This window comes from Streptomyces sp. enrichment culture (assembly GCF_964273145.1).
Lineage (GTDB): Bacteria > Actinomycetota > Actinomycetes > Streptomycetales > Streptomycetaceae > Streptomyces.
On record NZ_OZ186873.1, the window covers coordinates 1,066,711 to 1,083,240 of the forward strand.

Genomic DNA, 16,530 nt, shown 5'->3' on the forward strand with positions numbered 1-16,530 from the left:
CCGTGCGTGCGCGTCACTTTACGGCGTGCCGCCCTCCGGAGGGGAACCGGTCCGGACGACCGCGGCTTTGGCCCGGATCGTCCCTACCCTGCGGTAATCCCGTCTGGCAGGCTGCGTTCATGACCGCGCGCCCCACCGACCGGGCCCGTTACGACCGGGCCACCGCCCGTCTCGACGCCCCGCTGGCCATCGTCGACCTGGAGGCGTTCGACGCCAACGCCGGCGATCTGGTCCGGCGTGCCGGGGGCAAGCCGATCCGCGTCGTCAGCAAGTCCGTGCGCTGCCGGGCGCTGCTCGAACGCGTCCTGGCCCGGGACGGGTTCGCGGGCGTCATGTCGTTCACGCTGGCCGAGTCGCTGTGGCTGGCGCGTTCCGGTGTCGAGGACGTGCTGCTCGCCTATCCGTCGGCGGACCGGGCCTCCTTCGCCGAGCTGACCGCCGATCCCGAGCTGGCCGCGGCCGTGACCGTGCTGGTGGACGACCCGGCGCAGCTGCGGCTGATCGACGAGGCGCGCGGGGACGGCCGTGAAGTGGTGCGGGTCTGCCTGGAGTTGGACACGTCACTGCGGCTGCTGGGCGGACGGGTGCGCGTCGGGGCCCGCCGCTCGCCGCTGCGCTCCCCGGCGCAGCTCGCCGATCTGGCCCGCCTGGTGGACCGGCGGCCGGGGTTCAGGGTCGTGGGGCTCATGGCGTACGAGGGGCACGTCGCCGGGGTCGGGGACGCGGTGGCGGGTCGGCCGCTGCGGTCGCGCGCGGTCCGGCTGATGCAGGCCGCCGCGCGCCGGGAGCTGGCCGGGCGGCGGGCCGAGGCGGTGCGGGCGGTGCGGGCGGTGGTGCCGGACCTGGAGTTCGTCAACGGCGGCGGCACCGGCAGTGTGCAGCACACCGCGGCGGAGGCCGCGGTCACGGAGATCGCCGCCGGGTCGGGGCTGTACGTGCCGCGGCTGTTCGACGGCTACACGTCGTTCAGCGGCCGTCCGGCGGCCCTGTTCGCCCAGCCCGTCGTACGGCGGCCGGGGGCGGGGGCGGTGACGGTCCTCGGCGGGGGCTACCCGGCCTCCGGGGTCCCCGGGGCGGACCGGCTTCCGGAGCCGTATCTGCCCCCGGGGCTGCGGTACGACCCGCGGGAGGGGGCCGGCGAGGTGCAGACGCCGCTGCTCGGTTTCCCCGCCGACGACCTCCTGATCGGGGACAAGGTGTGGTTCCGGCACGCCAAGGCCGGTGAGCTGTGCGAGCGGTTCGACGTGCTGCACCTGGTGGAGGGCGAGCGGGTGACGGCGACCGTGCCGACGTATCGCGGCGAGGGCCGTACGTTCCTCTGAGCGCCGTTCGGGCTCCGTCCTACAGGGGGGTGACGTAGGCGCCGGAGATCCCGCCGTCCACCAGGAAGTCGGTGGCGTTGACGAAGGAGGAGTCGTCGCTGGCCAGGAAGGCGACGGCGGCGGCGATCTCCTCGGCCTCGGCGAACCGGCCGAGGGGTATGTGGACCAGGCGGCGCGCGGCGCGCTCCGGGTCCTTGGCGAACAGCTCCCGGAGCAGGGGGGTGTTGACGGGGCCGGGGCACAGGGCGTTGACGCGGATGCCCTCGCGGGCGAACTGCACGCCCAGTTCGCGGGAGAGGGCGAGGACGCCGCCCTTGGAGGCCGTGTAGGAGATCTGCGAGGTCGCCGCGCCCATGCGGGCCACGAAGGACGCGGTGTTGATGATGGAGCCCTTGCCCTGGCGCCGCATGTAGGGCAGGGCGGCCTTGCAGCACAGGTAGACGGAGGTGAGGTTGGCCTCCTGGACTCGCTTCCACGCCTCCAGGCCGGTCTCCAGGATGGAGTCGTCCTCGGGCGGGGAGATGCCGGCGTTGTTGAAGGCGACGTCGACGCTGCCGTAGGTGTCGTACGCCGCCCGGAACAGGGCCTCGACCTGTCCGGGGTCGGTGACGTCGGCCTTGACGAAGGTGCCGCCGGTCTCCTGCGCCACCGCCTTGCCGCGCTCCTCGTCGATGTCGCCGCACACCACGTGGGCGCCCTCGGAGGCGAGGCGGCGGGCGGAGGCGAGGCCGATGCCGCTGCCGGCTCCGGTGACGACGGCGGTGCGGCCGGCCAGGCGGCGGCAGACGGCGTCCGGGGTGGGTGAGGCCGAGGTCTGCGCGGTCACTGTGCGGGGCCCTCCGTGCTGATAAAGACGTTCTTGGTCTCGGTGAAGGCGGTCAGGGCGTCCGGGCCGAGCTCACGGCCGAGGCCGGACTGTTTGAAGCCGCCGAACGGGGTCCAGTAGCGGACGCTGGAGTGGGAGTTGACGGACAGGTTCCCGGCGCGGACGGCCCGGGTGACGCGCAGCGCGCGGCCGACGTCGCGGGTCCAGACCGAGCCGGACAGGCCGTAGTCGGTGGCGTTGGCGAGGCGGACGGCGTCGGCCTCGTCGTCGAAGGGGAGGACGACGGCGACGGGGCCGAAGACCTCCTCCACGGCCACGCGCGCGCGTGGGTCGACGCCGGTGAGGACGGTGGGCGGGTACCAGAAGCCGGGGCCCTCGGGGGCCTTGCCGCGGATGCCGGCGGCGTCCTCGGGGACACAGGAGCGGACCCGCTGGAGCTGGCGGCGGGAGATCAGCGGGCCCATCTGCGTGCGCTCGTCGGCCGGGTCGCCGACGACGACGGACTCGACGGCGGGGGCGAGCAGGCCGAGGAAGCGGTCGTGGACGGTGCGCTGGACGAGGATGCGGGTGCGGGCGCAGCAGTCCTGGCCCGCGTTGTCGAGGAAGGACATGGGCGCGGCGGCCGCGGCGGCCTCCAGGTCGGCGTCGGCGAAGACGATGTTGGGGCTCTTGCCGCCGAGTTCGAGGGTGACGCGCTTGAGGTGGGCGGAGCCCTTGGCCAGTACCTGCCTGCCGACCGCCGTCGACCCGGTGAAGACGATCTTCGCGACGCCGGGGTGGGTGACGAGCGCGTCGCCCGCGACCGGGCCGTGGCCGGGCAGCACCTGGAACAGGTGTTCCGGCAGGTCCGCGGCCAGGGCGAGTTCGGCGAGGCGCAGGGCGGTGAGCGGGGTGACCTCGGCGGGTTTGAGGAGGACCGCGTTGCCCGCCGCGAGGGCGGGGGCCGTGCCCCAGGCCGCGATGGGCATGGGGAAGTTCCAGGGGGCGATGACGCCGACGACGCCGAGGGGTTCGAGGATCGTGACGTCGAGGCCGCCGGGGACCGGGATCTGGCGGCCGGTCAGCCGCTCCACTCCCCCGGCGGCGTAGTCGAGCAGGTCGCGGACGTTGCCCGCCTCCCAGCGGGCGTTGCCGAGGGTGTGGCCGGCCTCCCGGACCTCCAGGCGGGCCAGTTCCTCCAGGTGGTCGTCGACGGCGGCGGCGAAGCGGCGCAGCAGCCGGGCCCGCTCGCCGGGGGCGAGGGCGGCCCACCGCGCCTGCGCCCGCGCGGCCCGGGCGACGGCGGCCTCGACGTCGGCGGCCTTGGCGGCGGGGACGGTGGCGATGGTCTCCTCGGTCGCGGGGTTCAGGACGTGCAGTTCGTCGGGCAGGCCGTCGGACGGTTCACCGGACAGGTCGTCGGACAGGTCGTCGGGCACGAGGGGGCCTCACATGCGTTCGAAGGAGCGGCGCAGCTCCCAGTCGGTGACGGCGGCGTCGAAGGCGTTCAGTTCGACGCGGGCCATGTTCCGGTAGTGGGCGACGACCTCGTCGCCGAAGGCGGCATGGGCGAGGGGGCTGTTCCCCCAGAGTTCGGCGGCCTCGCGCAGGGTCGCCGGGACGTGCGCGAAGCCGGCGGTGTAGGCGTTTCCGGGGCAGGGCTCGGGCAGTTCCAGCTTCCGCTCGACGCCGTGCAGCCCGGCCGCGACCATCCCGGCGACCGCCAGGTAGGGGTTGACGTCGCCGCCGGGGAGCCGGTTCTCGAAGCGCAGGGAGCGGCCGTGGCCGACCACGCGCAGGGCGCAGGTGCGGTTGTCGTGGCCCCAGGCGACGGCGGTGGGGGCGAAGGAGCCGGGCTGGAACCGCTTGTAGGAGTTGATGTTCGGGGCGTAGAGGAGCGAGAAGTCGCGCAGTGCGGCGAGCTGTCCGGCGAGGAAGTGCCGCATGAGGGCGGACATGCCGCCGGGCCCGTCCCCGGTCATGACGTCGTGGCCGTCGCGGTCGGCGAGCGAGAGGTGGATGTGGCAGGAATTGCCCTCGCGTTCGTCGTACTTGGCCATGAAGGTGAGGGAGACGCCTTCCTGGGCGGCGATCTCCTTGGCGCCGGTCTTGTAGATCGCGTGCTGGTCGCAGGTGACGAGGGCCTCGTCGTAGCGGAAGGCGATCTCGTGCTGGCCGGGGCTGCACTCGCCCTTGGCGGACTCGACGGTGAGGCCGGCGCCGGCCATCTCGTTGCGGATGCGGCGCAGCAGGGGCTCGACGCGGCCGGTGCCCAGGACGGAGTAGTCGATGTTGTACCGGTTGGCCGGGGTCAGCCCCCGGTAGCCGGCGTCCCAGGCCTGCTCGTAGGTGTCCTTGAAGACGATGAACTCCAGCTCGGTGCCGACCTGGGCGGTCAGGCCGTGCGCGGCCAGGCGCTCCAGCTGGCGGCGCAGGATCTGGCGGGGCGCGACCGTGACCGGGGAGCCGTCGCTCCAGGCGAGGTCGGCGACGAGCAGCGCGGTGCCCTCGTTCCAGGGGACGCGGCGCAGGGTGTCCGGGTCGGGGTGCAGGGCGAAGTCGCCGTAGCCGCGGTCCCAGGAGGACATGGCGTAGCCGTCGACGGTGTTCATCTCGGCGTCGACGGCGAGGAGGTAGTCGCAGCCCTCGGTGCCGTGGTGGAGGACCTCGTCGAGGAAGAAGCGCGCGGCGAACCGCTTGCCCTGGAGGCGTCCCTGCATGTCGGGGAAGGCCAGGACGACGGTGTCGATCTCCCCGCCGGCGACGAGGGCGTGCAGTTCCTCGACGCCGAGCGGCGCTGTGCGGTCTGCCACGGAGAGCCTCCTCGGGCCTGCTGCGCACTGGGCCGGCCGGCCAGGAGCCATAAGGTATTGCCGGGAACCATTGCTTGGGAAGGGGACGCGGCCGCATGGCGGAGGAGACCGGCGGCGGCACGGTGGCGGACCGGCTGGCGCCGGTGCTGCGGCCGGTGCGGGCGGGCAACGGCTTCGAGGAGGCGCTGGAGCAGATCCTCCAGGTCGTGCGGCTGGGGCTGGTGGCGGAGGGCGAGCGGCTGCCGGCCGAGCGGGAGCTGGCCGGGCGGCTGGGGGTCAGCCGGGTGACGCTGCGCGAGGTGCTGAGGGTGCTGCACGAGCAGGGGCTGGTGGAGTCGCGGCGCGGGCGGTACGGCGGAACGTTTGTGCTGCCGCGGGCGGACGCGGGCGGCGAGGACGAGCTGCGGCGCCGGGTCGCCGGGGTCGACCTGGAGGACGTGCTGCGCTTCCGGGAGGTGCTGGAGGTGGGCGCGGCCGGGCTGTGCGCCGCGCACGGCCTGGACGGGGGCCGGGCGAGGCGGCTGCGGCGGGCGCTGGCCGGGACGCGCGCGGCGCCGCCGGCCGGTTACCGCCGCGCGGACACGATGCTCCACCTCACCCTCGCCGAGCTGTGCGGATCGCCGACGCTGACCACGCAGTACGCGGCGGTGCGGGCGACGGTGAACGACCTCCTCGACTGCGTCCCCCTGCTGGTCCGCAACCTGGAGCACTCCCAGCGCCAGCACACCGCGCTGGTCGAGGCGGTGCTCGACGGGGACGAGGAGGGGGCGCGGGAGGCCATGCGGGAGCACTGCGCGGGGACGGCGGCGCTGCTGCGCGGGTTCCTGGCGGGAGCGTGAGCGCGAGGGCGGGTGCCGGGTGCTCCGCCACGCCGTGCGTCTTGCCGTGCCGCGGGCCCTTCGGTAAAGGTACGGGTCCGGTCCATTGCGGGGAGGGCGGATGACGGGCAGGCCGCTGATCGGCCTCAGTACGTACCTGGAGTCCGGGACGCGCTGGGGGGTGTGGGAGCTGGAGGCGGCGCTGCTGCCCGTCGGGTACCCGCGGATGGTGCAGCGGGCGGGCGGCCTGGCGGCGATGCTCCCGCCGGACGCGCCGGAGCACGCCGCCGCGGCCGTGGCCCGGCTGGACGGGCTGGTGATCACGGGCGGCCCGGACGTCGAGCCGGCCCGCTACGGCGCCGTACCCGGCCCGCGCACCGGCCCGCCCGACCGCGCCCGGGACACCTGGGAGCTGGCCCTGATCGACGCGGCCCTGGCACGGGGCGTCCCGCTGCTGGGCATCTGCCGGGGCATGCAACTGCTGAACGTCGCCCTCGGCGGCACCCTCGTCCAGCATCTCGACGGCCACGCCGGGACCCCGGGCGTCTTCGGCCGTCACCCCGTCGAGCCGGTCCCGGGCACGCGGTACGCCGCTGCCGTCCCGGAGGAGATCTCCGTGCCGGTCTTCCACCACCAGGCGGTGGACCGCCTCGGCACGGGCCTGGTGGTGTCGGCGCGCGCGGCGGACGGAACGGTGGAGGCCGTGGAACTGCCGTCCGGTCCCTGGGTGCTGGGGGTGCAGTGGCACCCGGAGATGGGTGAGGACGCACGGGTGGTGCGGGCGCTGGTGGAGGCGACCGGGGCGTCCCGGGTCCCGCGCTGAGGCCGCGCCCCTGCGCGGGCACCGCGTCCGCGCGCGGGCGCCACGGGCAGGCGCGGCGCCCGGCACCGCCCGCGGTCCGCTCCCGGCGCCGCCCGCGCCCCGCACCCGGCGCCGCCCACGACCCGCGCCCGCGCGGACCGCACGAGCCCCGACGCGAGTGGCGGACGCCATCCGCCGTCCCGCGTGCCGGTCCTCACCCGCGGGTCAGGGACAGCAGTTCCCGGGCCGGGCCCGCCGGCCGGTGGCCCGCCGGCCAGACGGCGCGCAGGTCGCGGGCGAGGGAGACGTCCGCCACGGGGACGCTCACCAGGCGCCGCATCGCCAGTTCCTCGCCGACGGCGAGTTCGCTGAGGACGGCCGGGCCGGCGCCGCCGACCGCCGCCGCCTTCACGGCGGTGGTCGAGGAGAGTTCGATCAGCGGGCGGGCGAGGCCGCCCAGGGCGGCGTCGAGGACCTGGCGGGTACCGGAGCCCTTCTCCCTGAGGATCAGCGGGGTCGACGCGAGCTCCTCGGCCGCCAGCGGGCGCCGGCGGCGGGCCCAGGCGTGGGTGGGGGCGGTGACGACGATCAGCCGGTCGTGGCCGATGACCGCGGAGTCCAGGCCGGAGGGGACGCTGAGCCCCTCCACGAACCCGAGGTCGGCCTCGTCGGCCAGCAGCCGCTTCGCCACCGCCGTCGAGTTCCCGGCCAGCAGCGACACCGCCGTGTCCGGCCGCTGGGCGCGCAGCGCGAGCAGCCAGCCCGGCAGCAGGTATTCGGCGATGGTCATGCTCGCCGCCACCCGCAGCCGCGAGTCCCTGCGGTCCTTGAGCGCCTGCGCCCCCGCGTCGAACGCCTCCGCCGCCTCCACGATCCGCCGCGCCCAGTCCGTGACCAGCGCACCGGCGTCGGTGAGCCGGGACCCGCGCGGCGAGCGGTCCACCAGGGCGACGCCCAGCTGGCGCTCCATGGAGCGGACGCGGCTGCTGGCGGCCGGCTGGGTGATGCCGAGCTCGCGCGCCGCACCGCCGAGGCTGCCCAGCCGCGCCACCGCCAGCAGCAGCTCCAGGGCTCCGAGGTCGGGCACCCGGTGGGCCAGCGAACCGGCGGGCGTCTGCGCGGAATCCTCCCGTTCTCCCGTGTCGCTCATAACTCCAGCTTATGCCCCGATGGGAACATGCTCCCTGCTCAGGAGGCCGGGAATCCGACACGGTGGGGTATGGCCACCGCAGTTCAGCCCCTCCCCGCCGCGGCGCGCCCGGCCCGTGCGGCGGCCGTCCGCCGTCTCGGCCCCAACCGGTACGCGCCTCGGCCGTCGGCCTGTACGCCGTCCTGGTCGCCGCGTGGGCCGCCGCGGCCGCGTGCACCGTGCGCGGCCCGGTCAGCGGCGCGCTGCTCGCAGCGCCCGCCCCAGCACCCGCGGCGCCTCGGCCAGCGACGGCCCGTACCACGTGAGGTGCCGTCCGCCGACCAGTGCGCAGGGCAGTGCGGGAAAGGCCTCGGGGCCGTCGGCGGCGGTGAAGCGGTACGGCTCGTCGGGGAGCACCACCAGGTCCGGGCGGGCCGCCCGCATCTCCTCGACGGGGACCTTCGGGTAGCGGTCGGGATGGCCGGCGTACAGGTGGTCGACACCGAGGCGGGCCAGGACGTCGCCCGCGAAGGTGTCCCGGCCCAGCACCATCCACGGCCGGCGCCAGATCGGCACCACCGCCGTCGTCCGGCGCGCGGGCGGCGCGAGGGCCGACCAGGTCTCCTCCGCCTCGTCCAGCCAGCGCGGCCGGGAGCGGGCGCCGCACGCCGCCAGCACCCGGGCCAGCTCCCCGAACGCCTGCGGCACGGTACGCACCTCGGTGACCAGCACCTCGATGCCCGCCGCGCGCAGGGCGTCCAGGTCCGGGGCGCGGTTCTCCTCCTCGTTGGCGATCACCAGGTCGGGGGCGAGGGCGACGATCCGTTCCACCTGCGGGTTCTTGGTGCCGCCGACGCGTACGGCGTCCAGGCCGGCCGGGTGCGTGCACCAGTCCGTGACACCGGCGAGCGCTCCGGGGACCGTGCGGGCCACGGCCTCGGTCAGGGAGGGCACCAGGGAGACGGCCCTCACGGGCGCGGCCTTCACGGGCGGGGCCGGTTGCGCACCGCTTCGATGTGCTCGGCGACCGCGACGACGATCAGCCGGGTCTCGGGCACCGTCGCCCGCCAGCGGTGCCGCACCCCGCCGGTGAGGTACAGGGTGTCACCGCGGCCCAGCCGGTAGGCGCGGCCCTCGGCCTCGATCTCCACGGCGCCCTCGGCGACGTACATCAACTGGTCGTTGCGGTACTGCAGTTCACGGCCCGCGTCGTGGTCCCCGGTGAACTCCGAGGCGTGCATCTGGTGGTGTCCGCGCACCAGGGACCGCACCTTGGGCTCGAACGGCGGCTCGGGGTCCTCGCCCCGCACCACGTCCACGCTGCACGCGGGGTCGGCGGCGGCCAGGAGCTCCACGGCGGTGGTGCGCAGGGCGTCGGCCACCTTCTCCAGCGAACCGGTGCTGGGGCGGGCCCGGTCGTTCTCGATCTGGCTGAGGAAGGGCACGGACAGGCCGCTGCGCTCGGCCACGACGGCGAGCGTCAGCTCCAGGGCCCGGCGCCGCCGCCGGACGGCCGCGCCCACCCGCAGGGGCTGCTCTTTGTGATCGCCCATCGCTCGGCTCCCTCCTCCGCCCGTCGCCGCGCTGCCGCCGCCCGCTGCCGGGCGGTCTCCTTCTGCCGGCTTCTCTGCACCCTACGCATGTTCGGCAAACCGTTTCATGCGCCCGTCACATCGACGTCACATCGCGGCGACCGGTACCTCACGGTTTCGCGCCACCCGATCGCCGTTCCGGCGCGGCACCGGGCACGCCCCCGGTTCAAGGAGCGGGCGGTCCCGTGTGTTCCCGCCCGCTCCGCGGACCCGGCGGCGCTCCGGTCCGGGTGGTGGCACGGCGCTTCGCGGTTGTCCGGATCCTTGCCGTGTCCCGCACCCGGTGGCCGTACGACGAAGGGTGGACCCCCCCATGCTCTCGCGGCACGGGCGGATCCACCCCTCGGGGCGGTCGGGCGGTGTTACCGGGGGGTCATCCGGTCCACCATGCCCGGGTGCTCCTCCAGCCAGGCGGCCACGGCCTCCTGCTCGTGCCCCTGGCCGTGGTCCTCGATCTCGCTCTCCAGGCTGCCGAGCTCCTCCTCGCTCATCCGGAAGTTCTTGATCCACTCCGTGAGCTGCGGGTACCGCTCGGGGAACTCCTCGCTGGCGATGGTGCGGATGGTGTTGCCCTCGCCCCAGAGCTTCTTCGGGTCCTTCAGCTTGGTGAGCTCGTACTTGCTGTACGCCCAGTGCGGCGACCACAGCGCGACCGCGACCGGCTTCCTCTCGGCGTAGGCCCGCTTGAGCTCGGCCAGCATCGCCGGGGTGGAACCGTCGACGACCTCGTACTCCTCGTCCAGGCCGTAGCCCGGCAGGACCTCGTCCTTGAGGATGCTCATCTGGCCGGTGCCCGGCTCGATGCCGATGATCTTCCCGTCGAACCGGTCGGCCTTGCCCCTGAGGTCCGCCATGGACTTCACGTCCTTGACGTAGGAGGGCACGGCGATCTCCAGCGAGGTCGGCTCGTACCAGGTGCCGAGGTCGGTCAGGCTGTCCTTGTGCTGGTCCCAGTAGTTCTTCTGGGCGTGCGGCAGCCAGGCGTCGAAGTTGAGGTCGATGTCGCCGGAGGCGAGGCCGGTGTAGACCGGGCCGATCTCCATCTGCTTCAGGTTCAGCTTGTAGCCGCGTCGCTGGAGGACGTTCTTCCACAGGTGGGTGACGGCGATGTCCTCGTCCCAGGGGAACCAGGCCACGTTCAGGGGCCGCTCGGCCTCGGCGGGGGCGGCACCGGCGCCGGAGGGGACCGGGGCGAGCTCGTCGACGAGGCCGGGGCGGTCCTTCAGCCAGGTGCGCACGGCGTCCTGCCGGTGGCCCTTGCCGACCTTGTTGATCTCGGCCTCCAGGCTGGTGAGCTGCTTCTCGTCCAGCTCGAAGTCCTTCAGCCACCCGGCCACGACCGGGTCGTCCTGCGCGAAACCCTTGCGGGACAGCGTGTGCACGCCGTCGCCCTCGCCCCAGGCGCCCTTGGGGTCCTTCAGCTTCTTCAGGTCGTAGTCGTTGTACGCCCAGTGCGGCGACCAGAGCGTGACGACGATCGGTTCCTTCTTGTCGTAGGCCCGCTTCAGCTCGGCCAGCATCGCCGGGGTGGAGCTGTCGACGACCTCGTACTCCCGGTCCAGGCCGTACTCCTTGAGGACCTTGCCCTTGAGCAGGCCCATCTCGCCGGCGCTGGGCTCGATGCCGGTGATCCTCCCGTCGAAGAGAGCGGCCTTGCCCTTGAGGTCGTCCAGGGAGTCGATGTCCTCCACGTACGACGGGACGCTCAGCTCCAGGGAGGTGGGGCCGTACCAGGTGCCGAGGTCGTCGAGCCGGTCGCCGTACTTCTTCCAGTACTGGGAGTGGGTCGTCGGCAGCCAGCCGACGGTCTGGAAGTCGACGCTGCCCTGGGCGAGGGAGGTGTAGAGCGGGCCGGCCTCGAACTGCTTGGCCTCGACCCGGTAGCCGCGCCGTTCGAGGATCTCCTTCCACAGGAAGGTGGAGGCGACGCCCTCGTCCCACGGGATGTAGCCGATGCTGACCTTCTTGCCGCGGCCGACGTCCCCGCCGTCGGCGGCGCCGTCCGGGTCCGAGCCGCCGCCGGACAGGCCCATGCCGCCCGCGACGAGCGCGAGGACCACGACGGCGACGACGGCGATCTGCGGGCGCGGCCGGTAGGACCAGAACTTCAGGCCCTGCGCGGCCCGGGCGCGGGCGGCGGCACGGCGGCCGAGCGGCGAGACCTGGGTGCCGAGGGCACCGGTCATCCGGTCCAGGTAGATCGCGAGGATCACGATGGCGACACCGGCCTCGGAGCCGAGACCGACGTTGAGCTGGCCGATGGCCTCGTTGACGTCGCCGCCGAGGCCGCCGGTGCCGACCATGCCGGCGATCGCGGCCATGGACAGGCCGAGCATGATCACCTGGTTGACGCCCGCCATCACGGTGGGCAGCGCGAGCGGCAGCTGGACGCGCAGCAGGGTGTTGCGGCGGGTGGTGCCGAACGCCTCGGCCGCCTCGACCAGTTCCCTGTCGACCTGGCGGATGCCGAGCTCGGTCATGCGCACGCCGGGGGCGAGCGCGAAGATCAGGGTGGCGACGATGCCCGCGGAGGCACCGGTGCCGAAGAAGAGGATCGCCGGGATGAGGTAGATCATCGCGGGCAGCGTCTGCATGAAGTCCAGCACCGGCCGGACCAGGCCGCTGACGCGGTCCGAACGGGCCGCCCAGATGCCCACGGGCACCGCGACGACCAGGGCGATGATCGTGGCGACGAGGACCAGCGACAGGGTCACCATCGCGTCCTCCCACAGTTCGAGGGAGTCGATGAACGCGAATCCCGCGAAGGCGAGGACACCGGCGAGCGTGCCGCGCAGCCAGAAGGCCAGCACCGCGAAGATGCCGGCGAGCAGCAAGGGCTCGGGCGCCTGGAGGACGGCGTTGATGCCCTCGTAGGCGCCGGTGAAGAGGGACTTGAGGAAGTCGAAGAGCCAGGAGACGTGGGCGAGCAGCCAGTCGACCGCGTCGTTGACCCAGTCGCCGAGCGGGATCCTAGGCACGGGCCATCACCTTCCCGCCGCCCCGGCGCCGGGTGGAGTCACAGGTGCCCGGGACGGCCCGCTCGTCCCCGAGGAAGCCGACCAGACGCTGTCGCGGGACCACTCCGACGAGTTCGCCGCCCTCGTCCAGTACGGCCACGGGGTGCGGCAGGCGGGCGCTGATGGCGCACAGCTCGACGAACGGGGTGGCCGGGGTGGCGGTCTCGCAGTCGCAGTCGGCCTCGTCACCGCGTACGTCGCGGTCCATGACGGCGCCGGCCGTCAGGACGCGGGAGCGGTCGACGTCCTGGGTGAAGGAGGCGACGTAGTCGTCGGCGGGGCGCATCAGGATGTCCTGCGCGGTGCCCAGCTGCACGATCCGGCCGTCGCGCATGACGGCGACGCGGTCGCCCAGGCGCATGGCCTCGTTGAGGTCGTGGGTGATGAAGACGATCGTCTTCTTCAGCGTCTTCTGCAGCTCCAGCAGCTGGTCCTGCATGTCGCGGCGGATCAGCGGGTCGAGCGCGCTGAAGGACTCGTCCATCAGCAGCAGGTCGGCGTCGGTGGCGAGCGCGCGGGCGAGGCCCACGCGCTGCTGCATGCCGCCCGACAGCTCGTCCGGCCAGGACTTCTCCCAGCCGGCCAGGCCGCACAGGGCGAGCGCCTCGTCGGCGCGGCGTTCACGCTCGGCGCGGGGCACGCCCTGCACTTCCAGGCCGTAGGCGGCGTTGTCGCGGACGCTGCGGTGCGGGAAGAGCGCGAAGTGCTGGAAGACCATGCTGATCTTCTTCGAGCGGACCTCGCGCAGCCCGCGGTCGCCGAGTTCGGTGAGGTCCTGGCCGCCGAAGCGGACGTGCCCCGCGGTGGGCTCCAGGAGCCCGTTGAGCATGCGCAGCAGCGTGGACTTGCCGGAGCCGGACAGGCCCATCACGACGAAGATCTCACCCGGCTCCACGGTGAAGGAGGCGTCGATGACGGCGGCCGTGGTCCCGTCGGCGCGCAGTTCCTCCCGGTCGGCGCCCTGGCGCAGCCGTTCGACTGCCTGGTCCGGTTTTCTGCCGAACACCTTGTACAGGTGCTCGGCCTCAAGCCTCGCTGACACGCTTACCTCTTGCCTCGGGGACAGGGACAGGGATACGAAGCCAGAGCAAAAGTTGAAACCTGCAACAAGCTTTGATCCGGGAGCGCGCCTGCCCCATCGCCCCCACCCCAAACACTCAAGTGATCCGGCTCACACTCCCCTCGCGCCCCGGGTCCCCACTCCCGGCCGGGCCCGCGCCTTCGCCCCGCGACCGGGACCGGCGTCCGCCTGCGGCATGATGCGTGGCGTGACCGGACGACTGATGCTCCTCGACACCCCGTCCCTCTACTTCCGCGCCTACTTCGGCGTCCCGGAGTCCGTGAAGGCCCCGGACGGCACGCCGGTGAACGCCGTGCGCGGCCTGCTGGACTTCATCGACCGGCTGGTGCGGGACCACCGCCCCGACCACCTGGTGGCCTGCATGGACGCCGACTGGCGCCCGCGGTGGCGGGTGGAGCTGATCCCCACCTACAAGGCGCACCGCGTCGCCGAGGAGCGCGCCGCGGGCCCGGACCGGGAGCAGGTGCCCGACACGCTGTCCCCGCAGGTGCCGGTCATCGAGGCCGTTCTCGACGCGCTCGGCATCGCGCGCGTGGGCGTGCCGGGGTACGAGGCCGACGACGTCATCGGCACCTTCACCGCCCGCGCCCGGGGCCCGGTCGACATCGTCACCGGCGACCGCGACCTGTACCAGCTGGTCGACGACGGGCGCGGTGTCCGCGTGCTGTACCCGGTCAAGGGCGTCGGCACCCTCCAGCTCACCGACGAGGCCGTGCTGCGCGGGAAGTACGGCGTCGACGGCCGCGGTTACGCCGACCTGGCACTGCTTCGGGGCGACCCGAGCGACGGGCTGCCGGGGGTGGCCGGCATCGGCGAGAAGACGGCCGCCAGGCTGCTCGCCGAATTCGGTGACCTGGCCGGGATCATGGCCGCGGTCGACGACCCGGCGGCGAGGCTCACACCGGCGCAGCGCAGGCGCCTGACCGAGGCCCGGCCGTATCTCGCCGTCGCCCCGAAGGTCGTCCGGGTCGCCGACGACGCACCGCTGCCGGACGTCGGCACCGCCCTGCCGCGCGCCCCGCGCGACCCCGCGGCCCTGGAGGCGCTGACGGCCCGCTGGGGACTGGGCGGGTCGCTGGAGCGGCTGCTGGCGACCCTCACCGCATAGGCGACCGGGGAGGGGTACACGAACCCTGTGGTTCCTGCGGCGCCCCACGGGCGGGAGATGCTAACTTAGGTAAACCTAAGTCCAGGGGAGCAGGGAGGCCGTCATGGCAGATCGACCGGTACGCAAGCCGCGGAAGCCCCACTCCGCGCAGGTCGTCCGCACCGAGCGGCTGACCCCGCACATGCAGCGCGTCGTCCTCGGCGGCGAAGGCCTCGCCGGCTTCTCGGCGGACACCTGCACCGACCACTACGTGAAGCTGCTCTTCCCCGCCGAGGGCGTCACCTACCCGGAGCCCTTCGACATGGAGCGGATCCGGGAGGAGTTCCCGCGCGACCGGTGGCCGGTGACCCGGACGTACACGGTCCGCCAGTGGGACGCCGAGCACCGGGAGCTGACCTTGGACTTCGTCATCCACGGCGACGAGGGGCTGGCCGGCCCCTGGGCGCTGCGCGTCCGGCCGGGCGAGACCGTGCGCTTCATGGGCCCCGGTGGCGCCTACGCCCCCGACCCCGCCGCCGACTGGCACCTGTTCGCCGGTGACGAGAGCGCGCTGCCCGCGATCGCCCGTTCCCTGGAGGCACTGCCCGGCGGCGCACGCGCGCACGCCTTCGTGGAGGTCGCCGGTCCGGAGGAGGAGCAGAAGATCGACTCCGATGTGGAGGTGGTCTGGCTGCACCGCGGGGACCGGCCCGTCGGCCAGGCCCTGGTCGAGGCCGTACGCGCCCTGGAGTTCCCCCCGGGGCGGGTGCACGCGTTCGTGCACGGCGAGGCGGGCTGCGTGAAGGAGCTGCGCAGGCTGCTCCGTGTGGAGCGCGCGATTCCCCGCGAGGACCTGTCCATCTCCGGCTACTGGCGCCTCGGTCACGACGAGGACGGCTGGCAGGCCTCGAAGCGGGAGTGGAACGCCCGGGTCGAGGCGGAGCAGGAGAGCGCGCCCGCGGCGTAGGGCACCACGGCGCCGTCCGGCGCGCGGTTCCGCGCACGTCCCGCCCGCCGCCGTCCGACGGCCTCGTACCCTTGCTCGCGATGAGACGCCGTACCCCTCCCCCGCCCTCCCCCCTCCCCCAGCGCCACGGGGTGGACCCCGTACGGGTACGGCTGCCCGCGGCCGGGCGGTGGGCCACGGTGCGCGAACACCTGGTGGAGCGGCTGTCCGGCGCGGGCGCCGGGGTCGTCGACGGGATGTTCGACGCCGGCCTGGTCGTCGGCGCGGACGGCCGGCCGGTGGCGGCGGACGCGCCGTACGAGCCGGGCCTGTTCGTGTGGTTCCACCGGGAGCTGCCCGCCGAGGTGCCGGTGCCGTTCCCGCTGGAGGTCGTCCACCGCGACGAGCACATCGTCGTCGCCGACAAGCCGCACTTCCTGGCCACCACCCCGCGCGGCGGCCATGTCGCCGAGACCGCGCTCGCGCGGCTGCGCCGGGAGCTGGGCCTTCCGGCGCTGACCGCCGCGCACCGTCTGGACCGGCTCACCGCGGGGCTGGTGCTGTTCACGGTGCGGCCCGAGGAGCGCGGCGCGTACCAGACGCTCTTTCGCGACCGGCGGGTGCGCAAGGAGTACGAGGCCGTCGCCCCGTACGACCCGTCGCTCGCGCTGCCGCGGACCGTGCGCAGCAGGATCGTGAAGGAGCGGGGGGTGCTGACCGCCCGGGAGGTCGCGGGCGAGCCGAACGCCGTCACCCGCGTCGAGCTGATCGGGCACCGCCCGGAACGGGGTACCGCACTGGGCCGGTACCGGCTGGTGCCCGCCACCGGCCAGACGCACCAGCTGCGCGTGCACATGAACGCCCTCGGCGTGCCGATCCTCGGTGACCCCCTCTATCCGGAGGTGGCCGCGCCCGCGCCGGCCGGCGACTTCCGTCGGCCGCTCCAGCTCCTGGCGCGGGAGCTGGAGTTCACCGATCCGGTCACGGGGCGGCAGCACCGGTTCCGCAGCGGGCGGACGCTGGACGCCTGGGTGGCGTACGACCGCTGGGCCGCACAGCGCTGACCGGCCCGGCGGCACGGCCGCGGGGAGCGTCCGCGCACCGCTGCCCGGGCCCCG

The 16,530-nt window shown here is 74.0% G+C and carries 14 protein-coding genes; 6 read left to right on the top strand and 8 right to left on the bottom strand.

Annotated features, from left to right (window positions below):
- Positions 1-119 precede the first annotated feature (119 nt).
- Complete coding sequence (locus ACSU6Z_RS04885; RefSeq protein WP_437043199.1) at positions 120-1,322, top strand: amino acid deaminase/aldolase; 1,203 nt, start codon at positions 120-122, stop codon at positions 1,320-1,322.
- A gap of 19 nt (positions 1,323-1,341) precedes the next feature.
- Here the strand turns inward: ACSU6Z_RS04885 and ACSU6Z_RS04890 are convergent, their stop codons facing one another.
- The 3 genes from ACSU6Z_RS04890 to ACSU6Z_RS04900 are packed head-to-tail and all read right to left on the bottom strand — an operon-like array spanning position 1,342 to position 4,940.
- Positions 1,342-2,148 (bottom strand): 3-oxoacyl-ACP reductase, encoded by an 807-nt coding sequence (locus ACSU6Z_RS04890; RefSeq protein ID WP_437043201.1) that lies wholly within the window; start codon positions 2,146-2,148, stop codon positions 1,342-1,344.
- Complete coding sequence (locus tag ACSU6Z_RS04895) at positions 2,145-3,518, bottom strand: aldehyde dehydrogenase family protein (protein WP_437050179.1); 1,374 nt, start codon at positions 3,516-3,518, stop codon at positions 2,145-2,147. Before ACSU6Z_RS04895 ends, ACSU6Z_RS04890 begins: the two co-directional genes overlap by 4 nt.
- A 57-nt stretch (positions 3,519-3,575) precedes the next feature.
- Entirely contained in the window at positions 3,576-4,940 is a 1,365-nt protein-coding gene (locus ACSU6Z_RS04900) for a glutamine synthetase family protein (protein ID WP_437043203.1), read from the bottom strand.
- A gap of 95 nt (positions 4,941-5,035) precedes the next feature.
- Here ACSU6Z_RS04900 and ACSU6Z_RS04905 point away from each other — a divergent pair, with 95 nt between their 5' ends.
- Together ACSU6Z_RS04905 and ACSU6Z_RS04910 are read left to right on the top strand one after the other, a co-directional pair.
- A complete protein-coding gene (locus tag ACSU6Z_RS04905) occupies positions 5,036-5,779 on the top strand; it encodes a FadR/GntR family transcriptional regulator (RefSeq protein WP_437043204.1) in 744 nt (247 codons plus the stop codon).
- A gap of 100 nt (positions 5,780-5,879) precedes the next feature.
- Complete coding sequence (locus ACSU6Z_RS04910; RefSeq protein ID WP_437043206.1) at positions 5,880-6,581, top strand: gamma-glutamyl-gamma-aminobutyrate hydrolase family protein; 702 nt, start codon at positions 5,880-5,882, stop codon at positions 6,579-6,581.
- A 193-nt stretch (positions 6,582-6,774) separates the two neighbouring features.
- Here ACSU6Z_RS04910 and ACSU6Z_RS04915 read toward each other — a convergent pair whose 3' ends face one another.
- The 5 genes from ACSU6Z_RS04915 to ACSU6Z_RS04935 form a co-directional block, all read right to left on the bottom strand.
- Positions 6,775-7,710, bottom strand: coding sequence for a LysR family transcriptional regulator (locus ACSU6Z_RS04915; protein WP_437043208.1), 936 nt, complete (start codon positions 7,708-7,710; stop codon positions 6,775-6,777).
- 231 nt (positions 7,711-7,941) lie between these two features.
- On the bottom strand, positions 7,942-8,661 hold the full coding sequence (locus ACSU6Z_RS04920; protein ID WP_437043210.1) for a helical backbone metal receptor: 720 nt from the start codon (positions 8,659-8,661) through the stop codon (positions 7,942-7,944).
- Positions 8,662-8,672: 11 nt separating this feature from the next.
- Positions 8,673-9,242: a helix-turn-helix domain-containing protein gene (locus ACSU6Z_RS04925; RefSeq protein ID WP_437043212.1), complete on the bottom strand. Its 570-nt coding sequence runs from the start codon at positions 9,240-9,242 to the stop codon at positions 8,673-8,675.
- Positions 9,243-9,643: 401 nt separating this feature from the next.
- On the bottom strand, positions 9,644-12,259 hold the full coding sequence (locus ACSU6Z_RS04930; RefSeq protein ID WP_437043214.1) for an ABC transporter permease/substrate binding protein: 2,616 nt from the start codon (positions 12,257-12,259) through the stop codon (positions 9,644-9,646).
- A complete protein-coding gene (locus ACSU6Z_RS04935; protein WP_437043216.1) occupies positions 12,252-13,340 on the bottom strand; it encodes a quaternary amine ABC transporter ATP-binding protein in 1,089 nt (362 codons plus the stop codon). The genes ACSU6Z_RS04930 and ACSU6Z_RS04935 overlap by 8 nt, the downstream gene beginning before the upstream one ends.
- 217 nt (positions 13,341-13,557) lie before the next feature.
- On the opposite strand from ACSU6Z_RS04935, the gene ACSU6Z_RS04940 reads away from it, so the two are divergent.
- From ACSU6Z_RS04940 to ACSU6Z_RS04950, 3 genes are all read left to right on the top strand, one after another.
- Positions 13,558-14,487 carry a 5'-3' exonuclease gene (locus ACSU6Z_RS04940; protein ID WP_437050181.1) on the top strand — a complete coding sequence of 310 codons (930 nt, stop codon included), beginning with the start codon at positions 13,558-13,560 and terminating at the stop codon, positions 14,485-14,487.
- Between the two features lie 103 nt (positions 14,488-14,590).
- Positions 14,591-15,433, top strand: coding sequence for a siderophore-interacting protein (locus ACSU6Z_RS04945; RefSeq protein WP_437043218.1), 843 nt, complete (start codon positions 14,591-14,593; stop codon positions 15,431-15,433).
- A gap of 80 nt (positions 15,434-15,513) precedes the next feature.
- A complete protein-coding gene (locus ACSU6Z_RS04950) occupies positions 15,514-16,476 on the top strand; it encodes an RluA family pseudouridine synthase (protein WP_437043220.1) in 963 nt (320 codons plus the stop codon).
- The last annotated feature ends 54 nt before the right edge of the window (positions 16,477-16,530 follow it).